Source organism: Flagellimonas sp. HMM57 (genome assembly GCF_021390175.1).
Lineage (GTDB): Bacteria > Bacteroidota > Bacteroidia > Flavobacteriales > Flavobacteriaceae > Flagellimonas.
This window is the reverse complement of sequence record NZ_CP090004.1, coordinates 4,111,210-4,136,373: the sequence shown is the minus strand read 5'-3', so window position 1 is coordinate 4,136,373 and position 25,164 is coordinate 4,111,210. Positions and strand designations below refer to the sequence as shown.

General features: G+C 37.4%; 18 protein-coding genes. 15 read left to right on the top strand and 3 right to left on the bottom strand.

What is annotated here, in order from left to right; translation table 11 throughout:
- The first annotated feature begins 1 nt into the window (after position 1).
- Complete coding sequence (locus tag LV716_RS18340; protein ID WP_163419227.1) at positions 2-1,144, top strand: type II secretion system F family protein; 1,143 nt, start codon at positions 2-4, stop codon at positions 1,142-1,144.
- Positions 1,145-1,405: 261 nt separating this feature from the next.
- Here the strand turns inward: LV716_RS18340 and LV716_RS18335 are convergent, their stop codons facing one another.
- On the bottom strand, positions 1,406-3,115 hold the full coding sequence (locus LV716_RS18335) for a hypothetical protein (protein WP_163419226.1): 1,710 nt from the start codon (positions 3,113-3,115) through the stop codon (positions 1,406-1,408).
- Positions 3,116-3,270: 155 nt separating this feature from the next.
- The gene (locus LV716_RS18330) at positions 3,271-4,905 is read right to left on the bottom strand and encodes a 7TM-DISM domain-containing protein (protein WP_163419225.1); all 1,635 of its coding nucleotides are present in this window, start codon (positions 4,903-4,905) and stop codon (positions 3,271-3,273) included.
- 891 nt (positions 4,906-5,796) lie between these two features.
- Here LV716_RS18330 and LV716_RS18325 point away from each other — a divergent pair.
- Positions 5,797-6,108 (top strand): hypothetical protein, encoded by a 312-nt coding sequence (locus LV716_RS18325; protein WP_163419224.1) that lies wholly within the window; start codon positions 5,797-5,799, stop codon positions 6,106-6,108.
- A 49-nt stretch (positions 6,109-6,157) separates the two neighbouring features.
- A complete protein-coding gene (locus tag LV716_RS18320; RefSeq protein ID WP_163419223.1) occupies positions 6,158-6,538 on the top strand; it encodes a hypothetical protein in 381 nt (126 codons plus the stop codon).
- A gap of 109 nt (positions 6,539-6,647) precedes the next feature.
- Here the strand turns inward: LV716_RS18320 and LV716_RS18315 are convergent, their stop codons facing one another.
- Complete coding sequence (locus LV716_RS18315) at positions 6,648-7,064, bottom strand: response regulator transcription factor (RefSeq protein WP_163419222.1); 417 nt, start codon at positions 7,062-7,064, stop codon at positions 6,648-6,650.
- A 554-nt stretch (positions 7,065-7,618) separates the two neighbouring features.
- On the opposite strand from LV716_RS18315, the gene LV716_RS18310 reads away from it, so the two are divergent.
- From LV716_RS18310 to arsN2, 12 genes are all read left to right on the top strand, one after another.
- Complete coding sequence (locus LV716_RS18310; RefSeq protein WP_163419221.1) at positions 7,619-8,215, top strand: RNA polymerase sigma factor; 597 nt, start codon at positions 7,619-7,621, stop codon at positions 8,213-8,215.
- A gap of 152 nt (positions 8,216-8,367) precedes the next feature.
- The gene (locus tag LV716_RS18305) at positions 8,368-9,510 is read left to right on the top strand and encodes a FecR family protein (protein WP_163419220.1); all 1,143 of its coding nucleotides are present in this window, start codon (positions 8,368-8,370) and stop codon (positions 9,508-9,510) included.
- A gap of 153 nt (positions 9,511-9,663) precedes the next feature.
- Positions 9,664-13,098 carry a SusC/RagA family TonB-linked outer membrane protein gene (locus tag LV716_RS18300; RefSeq protein ID WP_163419219.1) on the top strand — a complete coding sequence of 1,145 codons (3,435 nt, stop codon included), beginning with the start codon at positions 9,664-9,666 and terminating at the stop codon, positions 13,096-13,098.
- A gap of 15 nt (positions 13,099-13,113) precedes the next feature.
- Positions 13,114-14,703: a SusD/RagB family nutrient-binding outer membrane lipoprotein gene (locus tag LV716_RS18295; protein ID WP_163419218.1), complete on the top strand. Its 1,590-nt coding sequence runs from the start codon at positions 13,114-13,116 to the stop codon at positions 14,701-14,703.
- 16 nt (positions 14,704-14,719) lie between these two features.
- Positions 14,720-15,895 carry a hypothetical protein gene (locus LV716_RS18290; RefSeq protein WP_163419217.1) on the top strand — a complete coding sequence of 392 codons (1,176 nt, stop codon included), beginning with the start codon at positions 14,720-14,722 and terminating at the stop codon, positions 15,893-15,895.
- Positions 15,896-15,917: 22 nt separating this feature from the next.
- Positions 15,918-17,681 (top strand): IPT/TIG domain-containing protein, encoded by a 1,764-nt coding sequence (locus LV716_RS18285; protein WP_163419216.1) that lies wholly within the window; start codon positions 15,918-15,920, stop codon positions 17,679-17,681.
- 36 nt (positions 17,682-17,717) lie between these two features.
- A complete protein-coding gene (locus LV716_RS18280) occupies positions 17,718-19,175 on the top strand; it encodes a hypothetical protein (RefSeq protein ID WP_163419215.1) in 1,458 nt (485 codons plus the stop codon).
- Positions 19,176-19,354: 179 nt separating this feature from the next.
- Positions 19,355-20,431, top strand: a complete 1,077-nt coding sequence (locus LV716_RS18275) for a hypothetical protein (protein WP_163419214.1) — start codon at positions 19,355-19,357, stop codon at positions 20,429-20,431.
- An 11-nt stretch (positions 20,432-20,442) separates the two neighbouring features.
- Positions 20,443-21,627 carry a metallophosphoesterase gene (locus tag LV716_RS18270; protein WP_163419213.1) on the top strand — a complete coding sequence of 395 codons (1,185 nt, stop codon included), beginning with the start codon at positions 20,443-20,445 and terminating at the stop codon, positions 21,625-21,627.
- An 81-nt stretch (positions 21,628-21,708) separates the two neighbouring features.
- Positions 21,709-23,001 (top strand): M20/M25/M40 family metallo-hydrolase, encoded by a 1,293-nt coding sequence (locus tag LV716_RS18265; RefSeq protein WP_163419212.1) that lies wholly within the window; start codon positions 21,709-21,711, stop codon positions 22,999-23,001.
- 14 nt (positions 23,002-23,015) lie between these two features.
- Positions 23,016-24,431 carry an aspartate ammonia-lyase gene (gene aspA, locus LV716_RS18260; protein ID WP_163419211.1) on the top strand — a complete coding sequence of 472 codons (1,416 nt, stop codon included), beginning with the start codon at positions 23,016-23,018 and terminating at the stop codon, positions 24,429-24,431.
- Between the two features lie 279 nt (positions 24,432-24,710).
- A complete protein-coding gene (gene arsN2 / locus LV716_RS18255; RefSeq protein WP_163419210.1) occupies positions 24,711-25,148 on the top strand; it encodes an arsenic resistance N-acetyltransferase ArsN2 in 438 nt (145 codons plus the stop codon).
- The last annotated feature ends 16 nt before the right edge of the window (positions 25,149-25,164 follow it).

Here is a 25,164-nt window from a genome sequence, read left to right as displayed (position 1 = left end):
TATGGGATTTAAACTGGACAACACAAATAACGGTACTGTAGCCAATCTCAATAATACCAAGAGCGAGCAGAAAACGTCGATTTTAGAACGTGAGTTGACTTTTTTTGGAAAATCGTTCTCCAATAAGAAAAAGGAAGATTTCTACACAGAGCTAAGTGTGCTCCTAAAGGCTGGGATTACCCTTAAAGAAGCCCTGAAACTCATTGAGGAAGGGCAGAAAAAAGAACAGCAAAAAGTTTTGTTCAAAGATTTGGGAGAACGTTTGCTTGCTGGAAACAGTTTTTCCGAAGCCATAAAGGACAGAAAAGAATTCTCGGAATATGAGTATTATTCGATTAAGATTGGAGAGGAGTCTGGAACCCTTACCACCATTACAAACGAATTAGGATTGTTTTTTGCCAAGAAGAACGAACAACAAAGAAATCTGGTCAATGCACTTACGTATCCTATCATAATCTTGATTACTGCAATTTTGGTAGTAGTTTTTATGTTGCGAATGGTTGTACCCATGTTTCAGGACATTTTTAAACAGAACAATGTTGACCTTCCATGGATTACCGAGTTTATTGTTGCAGTTTCTGATTTTATCAAAGATTATGGCTGGTGGATGGTATCTTTAATTTTAGGAATGTTGTTGTTGCGGAAGGTTATTTTTGGCAATGATTGGTTTAAGCGAAAACTGGATTATCTGTTGATAAAGGTTCCGTATTTGGGAAGTTTTCTTAAAGCGGTATACTTGGCTCAATTTACAAGGGCTATCAGCTTGTTGACAGCTTCCAAGGTTCCTGTTCTCAACAGTATAGAACTTGCTGGGAAAATGATAAGTTTTTATCCATTGCAGGATGCCCTGGAGATTGTGAGCATCAAAATCCTACAAGGGGAGAGTTTGAGCAATAGCCTTAAAGGCAATAAGGTGTTTAGCAATAAGATGATATCAATGGTCAAAGTTGCGGAAGAGACCAATCAGACCGAGTTTATGTTCGAGCGATTGAATCAGCAATACAGTGTGGAAGTACAGCAAAAGTCAAAACTATTGAGCACGTTACTGGAACCCATGATCATTTTGGTCGTTGGTGTCTGTGTGGGAGTGATATTGGTTGCGATGTACCTGCCAATGTTCAAATTGGGTAGTGTACTTGGGTAGTTAATCCATGTTAATTACGGATTTATTTCGCTACTTGAAAAATCTTTTTTCATTTCAATTTAGACGTGAGTTCAGGGAGACCAGTTCTTTCCAGTAGGCTTTTTTGAATCATAAGACTATGATTGTTAACGATAGTCTTTTGCTTTTACATCGGTACAATAGAAGGAGCGATTGCTTTCCTAAGAAAACAATCGCTCCAGCAACCAAGTTTATTTAAAGATGAACAAACATCTTAAGTGTTGTAGCATTGAGTGAGTGAGATTAGTTACAATTGCTTTCCACTTCCCTGGCTTCACTTGTTCCTCTGGCCAATCTATCTATAAATACTTTTCCTCGTATAGATGCTTCAATAAAATCACTTCCAATTTCGGTAATAACACCTTCGGTATTGTTGAAAACAAATTGTGCTTTGATTTCTTCACCGGTAAAAGAGATACCTGTCTTAAAATCTACACCACGTATTCTAACTTTTTTCATAAAGGGAACTTCAATGTTTTCATACAGTTGATATGCATCATATGCTAGTACTGCTTTTCCTGGTTCTACTTCTATGGTACGGTCAACAGATAAGTTTTGGCCTCTTGTAACTTCTCCCTCGTTCCATTTGGATTTTGCATTGGTAAAGCTTGTGGTAGAACTATATTCGCTTGATGCTGTAGCCGACACATCTACTCCTACTCCGAAGAATTTAGCCGAGGTTGATAATGTTACGGATGCAGAGTATGTAGTGGAACGTTCGGAAGCCAATTCAATACTTTCTTCCCAACCAAAACGAGAGGTAGATTCAATACTTTCCTCGATTTGGATTGTACTTGATAAAGCTCCTGTTGTACAATTCCTTAAAGTCTGATTGAACTGAAAGCTTGTTTGTGCAGGCGGCAGTACGGGTTGAGCAAATTCTGCTTGACCTATACTTTCCATATTCCATTCCGCAAAGCCTGCTATAATTCTAAACTCGGCAACTTCCCGCTTATCTTCATAGGCATTGGGAAATAAAAAAGGGAATTCTTTGTCAGATTCATCCTTAAGAATATGGATGTCTACTAGGTCATTGCTTTTAGTTTCAAAAGCTTTTATGGTAACATTCCCAGATTCTGTTACCTCTAACAGAAACTCGTGTGCACGTGTGAGTTCTCCTTCATTATTAATAGGCCCCTGTAGAAAGAAAGGTAAATCGGCATCAAGATAAAAATATTCGCCTGTCCAAGCATTTTTAAAATAAAATGTATTCTCTTTACCCTGAACTGGCAATAAATGGAATTGATTGATCAATTCAAAGTTAGACTTAAAAGAATGTGCTATCAAATTTACAAATCGATAAGTTCCTCCAAATAAATCTTGATCTGAGGCCCCTAGTGATAAATCCATGGATTTGCCATTTCGCATGGGTTGCACGTAGTATGAAATTTCAGGATTGAACTTTAGTGTATTGTTTATGAATGCAAGTCCTGAGGCATCAATTTTAAGTTGTGTACCATTCTCCCTAAAAGATTCAGCCGAAAATGATTGGGATTTTAACTCTGTACCATTTTCGTCTTTAATACTAATATCCATGGCAACACCTTCTTTTAATTCTTGCACTGCGGCGCTGGTTAAATCCTCTATGTCAAACAAAACTTGGGCATAATTGGTAAGGGGATTGATGTCAAGTATTTTGGAATATGCTATTTCTGACGCCTTTAAAGTAACCTCCGCAGTTGATGGATTATAACCCTTCTTTGCAATATCACGTACATCTATAAATAATCCAATGTTCCCAAGATTCACTGCTACGCTATCTTCTGAAATTCCATCTGATTCTGATAATTCACCATCTTTATCTGTCGACGGTTGTGTAGGGTCCTCTACATTTTCTGTAGTAGGGGTCAAAGAGTCTTCCTCTTTACTGCATGACGTTGATACTATAAGCCCCATTATTAAAAGAAGTTGTAAAAAAAAGCTTAAGTACTTTCTCGAATCTACTGTTTTCATTATGAATTTATTTACTTGGTTAACTGAAAACAAAACTATCTCTACCAAGTTTTTTTACCTAGAAACGATAATGGACAAAACCATGGACAATCTGAAAAGCACAGTAAAAACAGGTATCTAGAAAGTATTGATAAAATAAGAGAAATTTATCCGCACTAGAATTCTTCTAAGAATGAATTTAGGTTTCCTTGTCTGGTCTCGGCCAGTTTTTTTTTCAAACGATATTTTGTCTTAACAACGCTCTCGGGACTAATTCCTAGCATAGCACCAATTTCCTTATTGTTCAATTTCAATTTTAGCATGGCGATAAGTCTAATTTCTGCTTGGGTAATTTGTGAATAACCTTCCTTTAGGGTAAAGAAAAAGTTGGGATAGACTTCTTCAAAAACTGTTTTAAAATTATCCCAGTCCTCTTCGGTAAGAATAATTGAGTTGGTCAATTTTTTAATGTACTCCTGTTTTTGGGACTGGTTGGCCTTAGATTGTGCTATCTGCTTTTCAAAAGTTTCTATTAATCGATTTTTTTCTTTTATGGAGTTGTAGAAATTTTTTAGCTGCTGTTGACGTAGCTCCAGTTGCTTCTGGGTGTCCATTAACTTAGTTTGGGAAGCTGTCTGTTCCTGATTGTGTAGATAAAAAATCGCGAACAAAAAAGTTATTTTTTCTAGAGCGTTTCCTGCAATTGAATAAAAGAAAGTTTGGGCATAGGCATTTTCATATTGTGTTATCCAAGTTGCTGAAGCCCCTATTAAAATAAAGAGTGTGCCCGCGAAGACAAAGTATTTGAGCTTGCCAGGAACTTTAATGAGCAGTAAAGTTCCTAGGAAAATTGAAAAAAAGTTGATTTTGTTTACCAATGGTAATAGCTTATAATAAGATACCATATTCGTTAAGTTCAAGTACAGCAGGACACTAATGGCCAAACCACCCAAGATCATATAGCCAATAAAAAGAAAACTAACCCATTTTTTAGAAGCGGCCAAACTAAGGTAGCTATGAATAAAAGTCAAGTACAAGATAGCTGTCATAGGTAAAAATAAGCTGTGGGAAAAGGGCCATTGGAACGAAAATAAAGTAGGTATCTGATAGTATCCGGTAAAGAAGAATAAATGACAAAAGCTATAAAGTGCATAAAACAGATAACTTGTTTTAAATGCAGTAACCATTAGATAAAAGTTTCCAAATAGGATAAGGAGTAATATCCCTGTATAAATACCAATACTCCATAAATCGAACAAGGCATTGGTATCAGCAATTTTTCTATCACTGATAGCAACAAAATCGAAGTCCTTAAAAGCCAAACCATCTAAGAATCCCTTAGTTTTTATATAATAGGTCTTGGTTACATCTGGATCTATATAATCTCTTATTTTTCCATCAGCATCCTCACCGCTGTACAACCGGTTATTATAGGTTTTTACCAAGACTCCCTGTGGGTCTGGGAACAAATTCCCATCAATATCATCCAAGGAAAAGAATTGAACATCCCAATCGTTAGAGTAAATGACCAAATCTTTTCTTGAATTTGTGGCATTATGTATTGTGAGCCGAATCCATATATTACTTGTTTCTTGATATTCACTATCTGGCCTACGAGGACTGAATTGGTTCCGAAAAGCAGGGCCTGCAACCTCTTTAAAGGTTAAGTTTCCATCAATATCTTCAAAAATGTAGGTTTTATCATTGGGAACAAATTGTTTTTGAGAAGTGTTTTCCTCATTTATAACATAGCTTTGGGAAATGCTTAGTTGAATCGATAGTACAAAAAAAGCAAGAATGGGAATCTTCAAGGCAGATTGGACTTTTGAGGGATTTTAAATGTCTAAAATACGGAAAATCCAAATGCATGACTGGATTGGAAATGAACTTCAAAACCAGATTTTATACAAGCTGGTCCCGGAACTATAAATGACGGTAGGGTTTCAGTACGTATTAAATATCCTGCTACACACATTGCCAAAAACAATGTCCGTTTTTAGTTAGAGAGATAGTATGGTTGTCATGTGTTACTTTCTGAAATCAGATAATGTATCATAAGACACATGTTCCAAAGTTTATTGGACATCGCTCTTGGAAAATAGTACCCATTTACAGAACGCTTTATCCTTTTTTAAACATAACATTCATTGTATTTCATCGAAAAGGTTTTTTTTGAACATCTATTTTATAAAGACTATCGTAAATTACATCAAAATAACCTACTTATGATCAACTATTTAAGCCTGATGTGCTTCTTTTTGCTGTGTTTTGTTATTGGATGTGTATTTATCTATTTCTTTGGAGAAGGACAAGACGAAACTACTATGGACCCATATGATTCTATCGTCTTAAGGAAATCCAAAGATTCTGAAATATAGTATGTCCCCCCAAGAGTTTCTATGGATTTATAAGTAAAAGCCATACTTGATTTGTATCACAGGTCTATTTCAGCAGTAATAATCTTTTCTCAAAGGCTACACAAGTTGTAACATATATAGATGATCATCAGTTTTATTTTAAAATGCGGTACAAGAATAACACCTCTAAAGTATCCTTTTAAAAGGCATATGTTTTGGTATTTCTTATCAAATTGGATAACTTTATTTATACAGTTATAATACTGCGACTATACCATAGCGATAAAGGATAGTCTTTATTACCCCACCCATATCAAAAATCTTTGACCAGTAATAAAATTATTTATGGCAAACAAAACCTACAGAACTTGTTTGAAGTGCGGAACGGTAAATTTAAACAAAGACTACTGTGAAGAATGTGGTGAACTGATTAATATAGTTCTTAAAAGAAAATTAGATCGAGAGGTAAAGGATAAACAAAAAATAGACTTAGAAAAAACAAAAAAGAAGAATGGCATAACTATTTTCTTTGAACGGGCAAAAGATCATGATAACTTGCTTATTAGATTTATTGCGCTATTCTTGTACTCTATTTGGATCATTGTTCTCGCTATCGGCTCTTTTTTGGCTTTTTTGTTTGGTTATATCGCTGCTTAGGTCTTAAACACATTTAGTGAACGATTTTTTTAGACGTTAAATGAAGTTGATGAAAAAATTTTATTTCCCTTTCTTCTTGCTACTTGCATCTCTGGTTTACACTTCGCAGCGACTTGGAATTTACCTCCCCGAACTTGTGAACAATCATTTGAATGATTTTTTATGCATTCCCTTAGTGCTCAAAATAGCACTATATGCTGTTCGCCATATTAAATCCAATAGTGATTTACAAATTCCTTTAGCTCTTCAATTTTGCGTAACCGTTTTGTATTGTATATACTTCGAGATTTTACTCCCTAAAGTTGACGACAGATATACAGCTGATCCATTGGATTTGGTCGCTTATTTTCTTGGTTTAATAGTGTTTGGTTATATAGAAAGAAGACATGGTACGGAATTCCGGCGTGATGATGGAAGACAGAGGGTGTAAATTTTTAAACTGCAGGCTTTAAAAAAGATTGAACTATGGATACTCGGGAAAAACTAATCTCTCTTTATCATTACGATTAGCGTTTCGCATTAGTGTCGTAAGCTTAAATTTAGGCACAAAGAAAATTATTATGCTGTAAACTTTCGTGGAAATTGGATAGTAAATGCTTTTCCATTAGAGCAATTTGAATAATCCTTTCGAACATTTCTACGGTATATGGTTTTGGAAGAAATCCGAGGCATCCCAAATCGCTTACTTTTTGTGAAAAGTCATGTATTGTAGAGCTTGCAACCGACATAGTACCGCTTTTCAGTTCATTAATTAATTGAATTCCTGAAAGTATGGGCATTTCCATATCGGTTATTACAAGGTCGGTACCAAAAAGCCTTATATGTTCTAATGCACTAACTGGATCGGTAAAACTTATTGGTCGTGAAAGCTCTGGGTGGTCATTTGCTATTCTCATGGCAATACTGCACCATAAAGGAGAGTCATCTACAATGACAAGGTCTAGTTTTGTTTTCATAGCGATTATCGAGGTACAGGGAAAAACGAACTAGGGGAAACTAGTAATGTCACTTCTCGACATAATACCGGAAAACTCTTTAAAATGCATTATTGCCAAACTTATCTCTTTGGTTAACAGGACATATCCTGATAAATAATACCAATATTCCAGTTAATAGAAAGGTCTCCCTTTTTAAAAGCGGTAATCCATTCGATTCTTGTAGAAAGGTATTTTACATGGTTTTCTGATTAGAGATATAATGTCCAACTAGACCATTAAGAGTATAAAGAATGTATTATCTTAAAAGAATAAATGATTTTCAAAAAAAAATACTCTTAGAATTATCCAAGAACATGGCAATTTCTATTTTTATGGTTTGTTATTTCCTAAATGACAAACCCTTCTAAATAATTCTTGCTGTTTATTTTGATTTCAATTACTTTGGTAATACGATTTAATGGGTTACAGTCATGGTTTTCTGTAATTTATGAGTTGTAGTGCCCCAAGTCCCTTACGTTTAAAGAACTTATCGTAACGGTAACCGAATATAAATAGGTTCAACTGTTGTTAAAATGACAGAAAGGGAATTACATAAAGAGCAGTTGTTGGTAAAGAAACTCTCACAAGGTGACGAAAAAGCTTTTAGAGAACTTTTTGATGGCTACAGGAATCAATTGTATAGATTTAGTCTAGGTATGCTTTCTTCCGAAGCCTATGCAAAAGAGATGGTCCAAGAGGTGTTTCTAAAGGTATGGACAAAACGGGAAAGTTTAAACCCAGAACTTTCCTTCAGGTCTTATCTTTTTACGATTACCAGAAATAAGAATATCAAATTTCTCAAGAAAGCAGCAAATAATCTCAAGTTGCGGGAGGAAATCTTTTACAGGAGCCAAAAATCTGCGAATACAACAGAAAAATATATGCGTGAAGCAGATTTAGAAGTTCTTAGACAAAAAGCTTTAGATCAGCTTCCCCCTAAAAGACGTATAATTTTTGAAATGTCGCGAAACGAAGGCAAGAGTTATGAAACCATTGGCCAAGAGCTTGGTATTTCTACAAGTACCGTTAAAAGTCAAATGAGCAAAGCATTGGAAACACTTCGCAATTTTATCCTTGAAAACAAGGATATAAATACTGCTTTGGTGATTATGAGCCTTAGTTACTTCTAGAATCTTTTCTTTTTTAATAAATATTGATATTTAAGTATTTGATATGCAATGTATTATGATTTTTATTGAATTTTTTTCAAAAAAAAAGAGGCAATGAGTAGTACTCTTTTTCCACTCAAGGGTATTATAACTATACACCCATAGCAAAATTGATGGAATCAGTTAAATTGAAAGAACTTTTCGAAAAATACCTTAAAAGGGAATGTAGTAAAGAAGAAATTCAACAAATCGTAGCCTATTTTAGAACTTCAGAAGATTTATCGGATGTTCCAACAATTGATGCTGTTTCTGAATTGCTGGAAAAATTTCCCGATATGGATGATGTAGAAGCCGACCAAATGTATCTGGAAATACTTCAATCCGCCCATAAAAAAAAGAATACATTTAGCTTTAAAAAAGTAGCTGGAGTAGCTGCTATTTTTATTGGATTGTTTGCCACAGGCTTTCTTTATCTAAGGGGAGATTTTATATCAGATGATGAATTCAATCTTATTCCCGCTGATGAAGCTATAACATTACAATTGGATAATGGAAATGTAGAAGTTATCAAAAATGATGGTAGTGTTCAAGTAGTTGACCCAAAAGGTAATATAGTAGGACAACAATCTGGTAATCAATTGGTCTATTCCAATGAAGTTGTTGTGGAAAAATTGGTGTATAATACCCTGACCATTCCTTATGGAAAACGATTTGATTTAGTGCTTTCCGATGGTACCAAGGTTACTCTAAACTCAGGCACATCCTTAAAATATCCCATAAAATTTTTACCAAACCACAAAAGGGAAGTCTTTCTTAGCGGAGAAGCTTTTTTCGATGTTGAAGAGGACAAGGAACACCCGTTTGTGGTCAATGCCAATGAATTGGATGTAACTGTACTGGGAACACAGTTTGTTGTTTCCTTGTATGAAGAAGATAAGACAACCGCAGTAGTCTTGGTAGAAGGTTCTGTCGATTTATCCAAAGGTACGGATACAGATACAACAAGATTGACTCCAGGAACAAGAGGTGTTCTAGATGAAAGAACAGGACTGGTTAGTAAAACTAATGTGAATATCAGTTTTTATACTGCTTGGATGCAAGGAGTTTTAGTATTCAGAAATGAGACGTTTGAGAACATCTCGAAAAAACTGGAACGGGTCTATAATGTATCCATAATAAGCGAGAATCCAGATTTTGACAAAGAAGTTTTTAATGCCAGTTTTGATAATGAAACCATAGAAGATATCCTCAGCTATTTTAAGGATAGCTACGATATGAATTATATCATCGAAAACAACACAATCTATATAAAATAACGCCAATGAAAAAAAACTAAAACGCTAAAACAAACTCAAGGTAATTTTTAACTGGTACGATAGAAATAAAAAACCGGAAAATGTTGCAGCATTTCCCGGCTTGAATCAAGTGATTATTTCTATCTGAAATAACCAAAATTAACACTCAAAAATATGAAAAAACTTCAATTGGGAGGAGGGCACCACCCGCCTACTTTCAAATTTGACTTAAAAATGAAACTGACCTCTCTACTTCTTATTGCTATGGTGTTTTGTATGAACGCCAATGATAGTTATGCACAGAGGACCAGAATAACCTTAGATGTAAACAATATTACCATCGCTCAAGTTTTGGATGAAATTGAAAATTCTACAGAATTCAAGTTCATTTATAGCATCAAAAACGTTGACTTGGAGCGTAAAGTGTCCATCAAAGTAGAACAGTTAAGAATCCATAATATACTTCGTTCACTTTTTGATCAGACCAGGACATCATATAAAATAAGGGGAAGACAAGTGATTTTGACCAAAGTTGAGCCTATTCCAGCTCAAGAAAACAAAGCTGCTGAAGAAGAAGAAATACCTCAGAGAACGCTTAGGGTAGAAGGGAAGATTTTGGATAATTTGGGAGTTCCATTACCGGGAGTTTCCATTATAGAAAAAGGAACGACCAATGGAGTGGCTTCAGATTTTGACGGAAATTTTCAGCTCAATGTAGAAGAAGGCGCAATCTTAGTTTTTACATCCATAGGATTTCTTGGAAAAGAATTACCGGCGCAAGCCTCTATGAGTGTCACCCTTAAAGAAAGTACTAGCGAATTGGATGAGGTTGTGGTAGTGGCACAGGGTATTGCAAAATCAAGAAAAGCGTTGGGATATGCGCTATCTAAAGTAGATACCGATGAAACAGATGCACGTCCTGAAGCCGATGTGGCCAGAACGTTACAAGGTAAAATATCAGGGGTTCGAATTTTTCCTACCGATGGTAGTAGTGGAGCGACCGCCAACATAAGGGTTAGGGGTAATTTGTCGTTAAGTGAAAGCAATGCCGTTTTAATCGTTGTGGACAATGTGGTGTTTTCCGGAAATCTTATTGATATTGATCCAAATTCCATTGCAGATATTACCATCTTAAAAGGTTTGAACGCATCGGTTTTATATGGTAGTCAAGGTCGAAACGGTGTTATTCTTATTGAAACAAAGGCCGGTAGTGCAAAAGTTGGCGAGAAAAGTTTTACGGCAAACATAACACAAACCTCATATACCAATACGGTAGCTAATCTACCTGATTTTCAAAATACGTTTGGGGCTGGGAATAATGGAGTTACCGATGCAAGTACCATAGGAAATCTTGGGAGTAACGGAGCGCGCTTTACAGATTTGGATTTTGTGCCGCACCCTTTGGCAAATGATTCCCGTTTTCCAGAATTTTCGGGTATCGAAGTTCCTTTTGAAGCGGCTCCCAACAATGTGCGCGACTTTTTCAATACGGGCATAGGGAGTGTAACTTCGTTGAATTTGACCGCAACGGGAGAAAAAACTTCATTGAATTTCTCTTTGGGATATACAGATGAAGGAGGTATACTGGGTAATAATGATTTTAATAGGTTTAATATTAGTGTAGGTGGAACTTCTCAGCTAACCGATAAGTTAAAATTATCTTCTTCGTTGTCATTTAGTTCCAGAAAAAGAAACTCGTACACAGCAATCGATACTGATGATGATGATGGCTCGGATATTCTTTCCAACCTTTACATTATCCCCAGAAGTTTGGATATTCAGAATTTACCTTTTCAAGACCCAGCTGATGGAAGCAATGTATATTATCGTACCGATCGCGAGAATCCAAGGTGGACAATAAACAATACGGGCCGAGAAGATATTATCCGTAGAGTAAATGGAACTGTAAATTTAAACTATCAATTGGGAAAGCACCATAGCTTGACCTACAGAGGAGGACTTCAGGTTGAAACGAACAATCGTTTGGATTTTAGGAATCGTGGAGGATTGGGAGATGAGGCATCTTTGGGTTCGTTAAACCTTAGGGCCAATGCAGAATTCGACGTGGACAACACCTTGATCTTTGGATCCAATTATCAAATTTCGGACAAACTGAGTTTTGAATCACAATTAGGTATAAATTCAAGATATGAGACCTTTAGGTCTTTAGATTCTGAATACACCAATCAAATAGTGTACGGTTTTTTACGTCCCAATAATTTTAGAACCCCAGGAGAAGGGGATTACGATGAGACGAAGAACAATCTCTTAGGTGTTTTTGGACAGTTCGATTTTGATTACAACAGGTATCTTTATTTGAATTTATCAGGTAGATTGGATAAAGGATCTACAGTTGAAAAAGAAAATCAAAATTTATTCTATCCAGGAGTTTCCTTATCCTTTATACCTACCTCTGCTTTCGATTTTGGCGATAGCTTCATCAATTATTTAAAAATAAGGGGCGCTTATGCAACTTCTTCTGGCTTTCCCAGTATATTTAATACAAGACAGAGCCTGTCATCAGACCCAAGGGAGTTTAGTGATATAAATGGTAATCTAATTGTAACCAACTCTTTGTTCGGTCGTTTTGCCAATCCAGATTTGGAACCAGAGCTCCACAAGGAATTTGAATTGGGTCTTGAAGGTAACTTTTTTAATAATGCCGTAACGTTTCAGGCTTCGGTTTTTTCCCGTATTTCTGAAAATCAAATATTTGAGACCGGGATTGCTCCTGCCACAGGTTTTACAAGTACGGTTATCAATGCCGGAAGGGTTGACACTGAAGGTCTTGAATTGGATTTGGGCATAAAATTGTTCAGGGGCTCAGATTTTAATTGGGATATCAGGAATACGTTCACGACTTTTAAGTCCACAGTGGTCGATTTACCCGGGGATATTACAAGAAGAATAGATCCAGACGATAACATTTTTTTGATCGAAGGCGAAGAGCTGGGGATATTTACGGGCAGTTATGTGGTTCGTGATTCTGAAGGAAACGCTTTGGTAAATCCAGCTACAGGCGTTCTTATTACCAGCGATGATGTGGGTTTGCAAGATGAAATTATAGGAAATGTACAGCCAGATTTTAGAGCTACTACTATCCATACACTCCGATACAAAAATTTCACATTATCGACACAAATGGAATATGCCCATGGTGGTGATGAAGAATCTTCTTTATTCGAAATTTTACTTGAGAGGGGCGTTACTACCGATACGGAAAACAGGGAAGGTAGTTTTGTAATACCTGGTGTCTTTGGTGATATATCAACGGGACAAGCGTTGTTGGATGTCAATGGTAATACCATACCGAACAATATTCAGGTCTCGGGCAACAATGCGGTGTTCTCCAACTTTTATGAGGCGGATGAAAACAATACGTTCGATGCTTCTGTATTTCGAATTCGTGAGGTTGCCCTTTCTTATAATCTCAATCGAAAGACCTTTAAAAATCTGCCATTTTCCAGTGTAGACTTTACCTTGAGCGGTAGGAACGTGTTTTTTCGTGCACCCAATTTTCCGGCAGGGGTCAATTACGATCCGGAAACTAGCGGTTTGTCAACACCTACGACTAAAAGATATGCGTTAACGGTGTCCGTTAACTTCTAATAAAAATCAAACGAGATGAAAAAAATAACAATACTGGCAAGCATTTTTGTTGTAGTGCTTTTTGCTTCGTGCGAGTTGGGCGCCTTTGATGAAAGCTTTCAAGAAAACCCAAACTTACTCACACCTGATCAAGCAGACCCAAACTTTCTGTTGAACAATGTACAGAAAGAAACGGCGGATTTAATTCAAAGTTTAAACCGGACCACAGATGAAGTGATGCGCTATACTTATCTGAACGAAAGTTACACAGATGTAGCTGGACCAACGGTCTTGAATGGTGAATACACAGAATATTTTGCCTATTCACAGGATGCGATCATTATAGAGGATTTAGCGGAAGGAAATGATGATTTATTGTTTCACAGGGCAATGTCAAAGGTTTTGATCGCTTTCTCCACAATAATGATGGTGGATTATTTAGGGGATATCCCTTTCTCCGAAGCCAATAGGCCAGATGAAGGTATCCTTAATCCCAAACCAGAAGATGATGAGGCTATCTACAATGCTGTACTAGAGCAGTTAGATATAGCTATTGATGATTTAAATAATGCCACAATAGCTCCGGTAGATGATTTGTTCTATGATGGTGACGCCGAGAAATGGATTAAGCTGGCAAAATCACTACAATTAAAGATGTTGGTCAACATGGGCGATACCGCCAAAATCAATGCGCTATTGGAGGAAGGTGATTTAATTGAACCAGAGGATGATTTTCAGTTCCAATATGGAACAAGTGCTGTAGATCCCAACAGCCGTCATCCAGATTTTAACGTGGGTTACGAGCCAGGTGGATTCGGATCGTTTTTGGGCAACGATTTTCTTAACTTGTTGCTGAACGATAAAAGCGAATCAGATCCACGGATTCGATACTATGTTTACCGTCAGAGCGATGCAGATCCATCAGATGCACTGTTGGGTTGTGTGGGGTCGAGCAATTTTGATTTTTGTTATTTGGGTAATTCGTATTATGGTAGAGACCATGGAGATACCAGAGCAAGGGCCACCGACGCTATTTTTAGGGCAACGTACGGTCTATATCCCGTTGGCGGTACTTTTGACGAGGACAATCCCAGTGATCCAGATTTTGCTATAGCTACACAAAGCCAGCTTGGAGCAGGAATCTTACCTATATTATTATCCTCATTTGTAGATTTTTTAAGGGCTGAGGCAGCACTGACCCTGGGGACCAATGATGATGCAGCACTACTACTGGAGTCCGGGATACGAAAATCAATGGACAAGGTATTGAACTTTGCAGGTGGCGTAGCAACCGATTCCGATTTTGCTGCTACCCAAGAACAAGTGGATGCTTATGTAACCGAGGTTATGGATGCATATGCAGTCGCAGATGATAATGGAAAGCTTAACATTGTTTTAAAAGAGTATTACTTGGCATCATACGGCAATTCGACCGAATCCTACAATGGCTATAGGCGCACAGGTTTGCCAAATATTTTCAATTCACCGATTTTCGATAGCAATACTCCTTTTCCAAGGTCGTTTTCGGTACCCGAAGATGCTATAAACAATAACAATCAACTAAGTCAGCGTTCCATTACGACCCAGGTTTTTTGGGATACGAATCCAGCTGGCTTTATCAAATAACAAAACAATGTACACAATGAAAAAAATATATGTATTACTGTTATTGGTATTTGCAATATCCTGTAACGATACCAGCGATATTTTGGGTGAAAATTTTACTAGGGGCGGTTTGGTAGTTTGGGAAACTGTACCAACTTCCTTTACACTTGATTTTTTGGCGATTGAGACTACAGAGTTTGCGCATCGCATCGAAGATCCCAACAATAATATTATTTCCTACGAGTTGTCTATGAGTTATGCAGATGTAACTGTAGATAAGTTTGTTACTATAACGACTTTTCCGAATGACTTGGTCATTAAGGGCAGTGATATTTTAGCGGCATTGAATCTAATCCCCGAAGAGTTTGATATTACCATAGCTTTGGATTTTGTAGCTACGGTGACCACCACGAACGGAATTTTCAGTGGAAACCTTACTGACTTCGATAGTGGCACCAATATGAACAATGGGGGTGAGGCAGGTCCAGAGCTATTGGACAACCCTGCTTTTAACCAAGCGATAACATTTTCCTTAAAATTTATTTTTCCACCGCCACCAAATATTGGGGGAACTTTCTTTGAAGAGCCTTTTGGTTCACCAGGCGACTATGAAAGGGCCGACCCCATTGCAGAAGGAGAACTTTTCAATAACCCGGGACAACCTTCTGTTCAACATACGGCACTTGGACCCATAAGTGAAAATGAAATTGGTTTTAGGACCTTTTTCTCAAATCCAGATTTTAGTGTGAGTAGCCCAGGGTTCGATGATGAGAATATTGGAGTTACTACGGACGGTTCTCTGGTAGGAGGTTTTTTTGATGGAGGCCAGCAAGCATATAGGCTTGAGGATACTGATGGGGTACTGACCATTCTTTTTGATCGGGTTGTGATAGATCCAAACGTTCATCCCCGAACAGGTATACGAATACAGTTTTTCCCCGGAGATACCAGTTGGGAAGACGATGATTTTTTGACTATCACTGCGGAAGTAGAACAAGGTGGTGTGATCGAGACTATAACACTTATAGATATTATAGGTGATGATGACCCTGAAGGTGATGATATTGAAACAGCATATATGGGACAATGGAATATCGCCACTACAGAGCTTTTTGATGGGGTCACTGCATATACCTTAAAAATAGATGCGAAAACAGGGGCTAATTCCGAGTTCATTTACTTTGATGAGATGCTAATTTATCTTCCGGAATAGACAAACTCTTTAAAAAATAAAAATGAAAACACAATATAAATTAATAAGGGGATTGGCAATTGCCTTTTCGGCTCTGCTAATTATCCTCAGTATTGAATCTTGCGAGGATGAGGACTTCAAGGTGATTCCCGATGAAGAGATAGAACAGACCATTACCAGTATTATGCCTGCTAGGGCCGATATAGGAGCAACTGTTTTAATAAAAGGCACAGATTTTAGCCCGGTTCCCGTGAACAATAAAGTTAGTTTTAATGAAGTTTCCGCTACGGTAACTGCTGCAACGGACACACTACTTACGGTAACAGTTCCTGAAGGAGCTACCACAGGCCCTATTTCTGTTTCAAAAGCTAAGTTTACTATTGAAGGACCAGTTTTCACGGTATTTCCAGCTCCATCTATATCAGAATTAAGTGCAACTGGTGGGGCAGTTGGTGAAACAATAATTATAAAAGGGCTAAATTTTGGGGCCACAGTTGAAGAGAATATAGTGAGGTTTAATAGTATAGAAGCAGAAATTATCAACGCTTCCGCAACAGAACTTGAAGTGAAAATACCTGCAGAAGCAACAACTGGACCACTAACTATTGAAGTACAGGAACAAACGGCTACTTTGGAAATCTTTACGATAGCACCGGTAATTCTTTCTTTTGAACCTTTAAAAGGTGCTGCGGGTGAGGAAATAACCATATCGGGAACTAATTTTAGCAGTATTCTGGTCAATAACAATGTGACCTTTGACGGGGTTCTGGCAACTGTAGTTTCTTCAACGTCCACAAGTTTGACGGTGACAGTACCGCCAGAAGCTATTTCAGGAAATATAGCTGTTGAAATAGAACAACTGTTGGCAACTAGCGAAATGGAATTCATAACAGTACCCAGTATCGAATCATTTACACCTTCTGGAGTAGCTTCAGGAAGTGAAATAACCATTAACGGAGCAAATTTTGGTACAGAAGCTTCTGATTTGGAAGTGTTGATTGGAGGTATATCGGCAGAAATAGTTGGAAATAGTTTTGATGCTATTTCAGTTGTTGTTCCCAATGAATTGGAACCTGGAGATACAGCTGCTACAGTAACTTTGGCCGGGCAGATCTCTGAGCCTGCTGAGTTTGCCATCATACCTCTAGTTGTTTTAGGGTTCACAAGCTTTGAAGAGGTTCCAACTTTTGGACTAGACCCAGAAGGTGATGCATTTAGATATCCACGTCCGGCGGCATCCCAAGATCCAATGCCAAATATCCAGGATACAGATCCATTATCAGAGGTGCCTTATGTTGCATTTATAGGCGGAGGTGAAGAGCTTGGCTTTACAGCTGCTTTTGTAGCTGATGATGTCAGTGAAATTGAAAATGAACGTTTGGGAGTATACAACAATACTTCAATAAACGCTGAGCCTCAAAATTTTGGTATTCCTTTTGAGGACGGGATACAAGGATATGTTACTTCTGATTTAGATGGTACGGTAATATTGAGATTTGATACCATGACGAACCTTAACCCTAGTATAACCAATGCTGTATTGCAGGCACGTGTATTTTTTAGGGATGAAAGTTGGGAGTCAGGTGAAGGAATTGAAATCTTTTATGAAACTGCAGATGGTCTGGGAGAACCAATTGTATCAATACTTTCAGACGATGTTGAAGCAATAGCAGGTGCATCAACTTTGATATCTGTACCCTTCCCTACAGATAAGTTGCAAGAAGGAAGACTTGTGGTCACCTTTACCAGCAGTGCTGGAAGTGAAACAGGCTCACTTGATTATATAGCCATTAAAGGGGTGTTATAATCAAAGAACAAAATGTTAATTTTTAGTAAACATATTATGAAACAAAAAATAAAACTAAAATATAGCGTAATCGTTTTTCTAATGATGGTTCTGGTTGGCTGCGATAAAGATGATGATAGTCCTGGGACAATAGCTCAAACGGGAGAAAAAAGAGTATACTTTACCACTGAAAATGTAGAAGTTGGTCGAACCAGTGCTGAATCTTTTAGTGTGGAACTTAGATATGATGGTCCAAAAACTGAAGAGACCATAGAAGTGCCATATACAGTTAGTTTTCCAGCTGAGGACAATGCAATAGAGGGTGAGGATTTTAGATTGCCTAAATCTGGTACTTTTATTATTGAAAAAGGAAAGGCCCTTACTAGTGTTGTTCTATTGCAAGAAGTTATCAATAACGAAAATGCCGAAGAGAACAGATCGGTGATTTTTGAACTTCAAGCAAAAGAAGGGCTTGTAATTGGAAACACGTCGGATGGCGGAAGTTCAATTACGGTTACCATGACTCCGTTTGTAGACCCAAATGATCTTGAAGATTTTATAGGAGACAAAAAATATAGGTTTTCCGCATCGGGATCAATATTTCAAATCCCTTATTTTTCAAATAGAAAGGATATTGCAAATACAGATGATGAGGCCATAACAACTGCGGTTATTGCAGTGCACGGTTCTTCCCAAGATGCAAATGGCCAGTTTGAGTCTATAACGGGCGCGGCCCAATTGGAGGGAGTTAATTTAGATACTTTGCTTCTTATAGCTCCTCAGTTTGTAGGAGATGATGAGGTCGAACAGTTTTTACTTGATGAAGACCATGTATTTTGGGACGATGGTGATTGGCGAGTAGGCGATGATTCTTCAGAAGGAGGTGATGTTTCATCGTTTACCATTATGGATTCATTAATGGTGACATTATCTGAATACCCTAACCTTAAGAGAATAGTTTTTACAGGACATTCAGCAGGCGGACAATTTGCGAGCAGGTATGCTGCCAGTACACCTATTGTTGATGAATTGGAAATAAAGGGTATAGATATGAGATTTGTGGTAACCAACCCAGGTACATATACTTATATGGATGATAAGCGCAAGGTGTTGGGCACTGAAAGTACATTCGAGGTGCCTCCTGTTTTTGCCATAGAAGATTGTTCGGACTATAACGAGTTTCCTTTTGGCCTAGAGAATTTGTTTCCATATTTGGACGTTGTTGGAGCTGAGAATGTTCGTGACAGATTAGAACAAAGAAGAGTCACCTATTTAATTGGTCAAAACGATAATGACCCTACCCCAGAAGAGACTAGCATTAATGAACAGTGTGAAGCAATTCTACAAGGAAGAGATCGGTTTGAAAGGGCTACAAATTACTTTGATCACTTAATCGATACTTACGGTTCTTCAATTCTGGAAAGACAGGAATTTTTTGTTGTACCCGGAGTGGGCCATAGCAGTAGCGGTATGTACCAATCAGAAATTGGACGTAGAAGTATATTTAGAAATTGATAAACAGGTACTTTGCAACGGATTCCGTAGCATCTACCACAGTATTTTTTGAGTTAGTTAATTAGTTTCTTTGTTAAAAGGTACAGGAATATATTCCTGTACCTTTTCTTTCAAGATATAACTTAAACCAAACTCATCTTCAGGTCTTAAAGGATAAGATATATCAAATCGCATAAATCATGATGATCAAAGACGTAACATACTTTTTTTTTGGCATAGCTCTACTTTTTACGATAAAGTATAGTTATCAAGACCCTGGGAATAAAAATGGTTTACCTTTTAATGGAAACTATAATAAGCACACAGGAGACACAACTTTTTCTATAAATAGAAATGGAAAAATGCTTAAAATCCCTTACTACTCCAATGTGAAGTCTCTGAATACCAAAAACGAGTCCATAACCCGTGCTGTGGTTTCAGTACATGGCGCCAGTAGAAATGCAGATGACTACTATACTAATATGTTGACTGCAGCAGAAATGGAATCAACCCAAATGGATACACTGCTTATTGTAGCACCGCAGTTTCTCATAAAATCGGAAATTGAAAAGCTTCGGTTAAATGGTGAACACCTGTATTGGAGCAGTGGAGGTTGGAAAATTGGCAACTTATCTAAGGACCAAGGGCCTGATTCGAGCTACGGGAGAATATCATCATTTACAATGCTGGATTCGTTATTGTCTCGTTTGGTAAAAAATAATCCCAACCTAAAAACTATCGTAGTATCTGGGCATTCTGCTGGAGGACAGTTTGTAAATAGATACGCTGCAGCATCCCCAGTTCCCACAAGCATAGAAAAAATGGAAATCACTGTTCGTTTCGTCGTCAATAATCCCAGCTCTTACTTGTATTTGGATGATACCAGAAAAGTTCCAGATACGGATCACTTTCAAACTCCCATAACGGAATGTACCGAGTATAACGAATACAAATATGGGTTGGATGATGTGCCCAATTATTTAATAAAAGTTGGTGTTGACCAGATTAGAAATCAGTTTAAAGAACGGGAAGTGGTATATCTTTTAGGTGAAGATGATAACGATCTGAACAGTTCATCACTGGATAGATCTTGCGGGGGTAACCTCCAGGGGAGCCACCGTTTTGAGCGAGGTATTACGTATTATAAATACCTACAGTCATACTATGGACCCCATATCAAAAATAAGCATGTCATTGGAATCATTTCAAATGTGGGGCATAGCCATAAGGAAATGTTTCAATCAGAATTGGGACGATATTATACTTTCCTAAAATGAATAGGATGATAATGAAGGTAAAAACACTGGTTTTTAGTATTGTTCTATCCCTGGCTTTTGGTTGTGCCAGTAGTACATCTACTTTTATAAAAGGAGAAGAAATGGATACTACTGTGCTTAATAGTTTGGATGGCCCCTATATCTATTCTGATAAGGACAGTCTCAAGATTATTTCGGTGGAACAAAGAAAAAGCAAATCCTTTTTCATAAACACGGCCAAAGTAAAAGAATCCAAGAATCAGAAATTTACGAGTAAGATCAACAACTCTGACAATGATCAATTTGCCTTTGCTTTGAACAAAGAATATGGAATACCAGACGCTATTTATGATTCTGGGAATAAAATATTGGTTACCTCGGATATAGAAGGAAATTTCAACACATTCTATAGTTTATTAAGAGGCAACGGCGTTATGGACAAAAACTATAATTGGACATATGGTAATGGTCACTTGGTCATTTGCGGGGATATGTTCGATAGGGGTACAGAAGTATTGCCGAGTCTTTGGTTACTTTATAAGTTGGAAAAAGAAGCCAAAAAGTCTGGAGGGATGGTACATTTTATCTTGGGTAATCATGATGTGATGAACTTGTATCTGGATATTCGCTATGTCAATGAAAAATACATTGGTTTGGCGAGAATCATATCAGGAATAGAGGACAACGATAAAAAAGCATATCGCTATTTGATGTCCGAAAAAAACGAACTGGTCAAATGGATAAAAACTAAGAATGCTGTTGAAAAAATAGGCAATAACCTTTTTCTACATGGTGGTATAAGCGAAGAATTAATAAATGCTGAGTTATCCATTAGCGACATCAATACTGTTGTTCGAAAAAACCTAGAACACGGTCCCATAAAAAAACCAACGGATGATGAGGTGTCAAAACTGGTTTTTGGCAATAAAGGTCCATTTTGGTATCGCGGACTTATAAAAGACAGAAAAAACAAGTATGAGAAAATCAACGAGGCGGCGTTAGACAGAATTTTGGATTTTTATGCTGTAGAACATATCATCATAGGCCACACGATAGTTTCGGACGAGGTAACGGAAGATTTTGATGGAAAAGTCATTCGAGTGGACATAAAACATCCCAAAGAAAAATTTACGGGAAAATCACAGGCATTGCTTATTGAGAAAGGAAAATATTATAAAGTAAATGATGTTGGAATTAAAGAAAAAATGACTTTTTGATTTCATGTTTAAGGAAAAATCGAAGCTGTTCCGAGATTAAGACAACTGTATAAAGAACCTAATAAAGAATAAGAACAATCTATGAAAACATTAACAAGAATAGTAACTGTAATCACTTTTTGTTGTGGAATTTACGTTCAAGCACAATCGGAAACCTCGGTGGATAAATCGTTTACCAAAGAAATAACAAAGCTCAAAAAAAATAAGAAGGTACAATCTGCAATGCAGGTTATCGATGCCTACGAGCAAGAAACCATAGAACAAATGATAGTTCTAAATGAGATTCCGGCTCCTCCTTTTAAGGAATCTGCCAGAGCCGAGAAATTCAAGCAAATGTTTTTGGAAATTGGTCTGGACAGTGTGTGGATAGATGCGGAGGGTAATGTATTAGCGCTGCAAAAAGGAAGTTCTAATGGTAAAACTGTTGCACTTGACGCACATATTGATACAGTCTTTCCTGAAGAAACAGATGTAACCGTAAAAGTTGAAGGAAATACCTACACTGCACCCGGTATAGGTGACAACAGTAGGGCAATGGCCTTGGTGTTGGCAGTGGCCAAAGCAATCAAGCAATCAAATATTAAGACCAATGCAGATATTGTTTTTGTAGGGACTGTTGGTGAAGAAGGCCCTGGAGATTTACGGGGTGTCAAACACCTTTTTAGTGAAGAGTCTGACCTAAAAATAGATTCGTGGATTGCCGTAGATGGCGGAAGTCCAGGACGAATCATAAACGGTGCCTTGGGATCAAAGCGCTACAGAGCAATATTTAAAGGTAAAGGAGGACATTCTTGGGGCGCGTTCGGATTGGCAAACCCACATCATGCCTTAGGTAAGGCGATAGATATCTTTACAAAAGAAGCGAGTGACCTTATCTTGCAGATGGAAGAAAAGACTATCTTTAATGTTGGTAGGATAGGGGGAGGGACATCAATTAATTCTATCCCATTTGAATCGTGGCTCGAAGTGGATATGCGTTCCCTTAGTCCAAAAAATCTAATACAAATAGACAGTGTATTTAGGCATAGTATGCAAAAAGCAGTGGATATATATAATGATACCAATGTTAAGGATAAAGTTTGGCTTGAATTGAAAAAAATTGGTGATCGTCCTTCAGGTGAACTATCAAAAGATACTCCTTTGGTACAAAAGGCTCTTGCAGCTGCAAATGGAGTGGGTCTTGCCCCTGTTCTTAAAACCTCATCTACCAATAGTAACATCCCAATTTCATTGGGAATACCGGCAGTTACCCTAAGTAGGGGTGGAAAAACTACTGGAGCACATTCTCTGGACGAAAAGTGGATCAATAGTGACGGCGATAAAAATATTAAACTAGCATTACTATTACTTTTAGCAGAAGCAGGATTACGATAGCATAAACCTACCATATGAAAACTAGAAACGAAATTGACCTACTTGGGGAATTGCCAATAGCTGCAGAAGCCTATTACGGCATACACACACAAAGGGCGATGGATAATTTTCAAATTTCCCAAAATGTAATCGGTGATTATCCCATTTTTATAAAGGGAATGGTCCTCACCAAAAAGTCCTGTGCCGAGGCAAATAGGGATATAGATATTTTGTCACAGGAAAAGGCATCCATGATAGTGGAGGCCTGTAATATAATTCTCGAAGACCTTAAAACCTATAGTGTTTTCTTTCCAACCGATGTTTTTCAAGGAGGAGCGGGCACATCTGTTAACATGAACGTTAACGAAGTAATTACCAATGTTGCTTTGGAAAAAGGCGGATATCAAAAAGGGGAATACCATATACTTCATCCCAATGACGATGTCAACTGTTCGCAATCCACCAATGATTCCTATCCCACAGGCTTTAGAATTGCGATTTATTACTATTTGGAGCATTTAATGGATAACATATCTAAATTGATTCATAGTTTAGAAAAGAAAGGAAACGAATTCACGAATGTGCTGAAAATGGGACGTACCCAGTTGCAGGATGCCGTCCCAATGTCACTGGGGGATGAATTTAATGCTTGGGCCACAAATCTTAAGGAAGAAATAAAGAACCTGAAAATGGTTCAAAACTTGATTTTGGAACTCAATTTGGGCGCTACTGCTATAGGTACGGGAGTCAATGCTCCTAAAGGCTTCGGTAGCATGGCGATTGCATATTTAGAAAAGTATACGAATATACCTTTCGTCCCTTCGGAAAATCTAATAGAGGCTACTTCGGACTGTGGGGCCTATGTCATGATTTCTGGAGCCTTGAAAAGAACCGCTGTAAAGCTTTCGAAGATTTGTAACGATTTAAGATTACTGTCCTCAGGACCTAGATGTGGCCTTAATGAGATAAACCTTCCCAAAGTACAGGCAGGATCGTCCATTATGCCCGCAAAGGTTAATCCCGTAATACCAGAAGTGGTCAACCAGGTTTGTTTTAAGGTAATTGGGAACGATGTTACGATTTCTTTTGCTGCAGAGGCAGGTCAATTACAATTAAATGTGATGGAACCGGTCATAGCACAATCATTGTTCGAGTCCATTAAGCTACTGTCCAACTCTTGCGTTGGTTTAACAACAAAATGTATTACAGGAATAACGGCAAACGACGAATATACCAAGGCAAAAGTGATGAATTCTGTTGGATTGATTACATTTTTGAATCCCTATCTTGGACATCATATGGGTGATTTGATAGGCAAAGAAGCCATTCTGACAGGGAAATCCATACGGGAACTTATTTTGGAAAAGAAGCTTTTGTCAGAAGAAGAGCTGGATAAGATTCTAGATAGCGAAAATTTAATGCGCCCCAGATTTAAGGAAAGCGTACCATAAAGAAGTTATCATTTGATAAGAGAGATAAAGTCTCGGCTAGTCGTTATTCACCAAATAAATTCAACCCTCTTTTTTCATTTCGATAAATTGGGTAATGAAAATCATCTGGTTTTTTCAAAAGAACAGGTGATTTTTGTTTTATACCGTTATTGTTCTTGGTGGAAATAGAAAGTGACAAAGACCAGATTGTTCCCAGTATTGGCCTAGTGGTGGTTTAATCTTAAATTTAATATTGTAAATCTTAATTAAATACATAAGATTGATATTAAATGACAGTAAATGAAAGCTAAAGAAATAGAGAATTATGACTTTGAAAAAGTTAGAAATTTATTGAAAGAAAACAACCTCCCTTATGAAGACATTCGCTCTTCTAAAGTAGAGTTTATTACTTCAAAATCAGATAATGAACTCGTTGGATGCATTGGAATTGAAAAGTATGGCGAGGATGGGATTTTGCGCTCATTCGCTGTAGTAGATACTTTTAAGAACAGGGGAGTAGGTGCTAAACTTATCACCAAACTACTTGACAAAAGTAAAAATGATGGAATCCAAAAACTACATTTACTGACAACTACTGCTCATGAATATTTTTTAAAGCATGGGTTTCATATTTCGGAACGAATAAAGGCACCAAAAGCAGTTGCCGACTCCAAAGAATTCTCAGAGATATGTCCTTCCACTTCTATTTATATGGTGAAGGAACTGAACTCTTGTTAAGAGACTAAACTTTTTC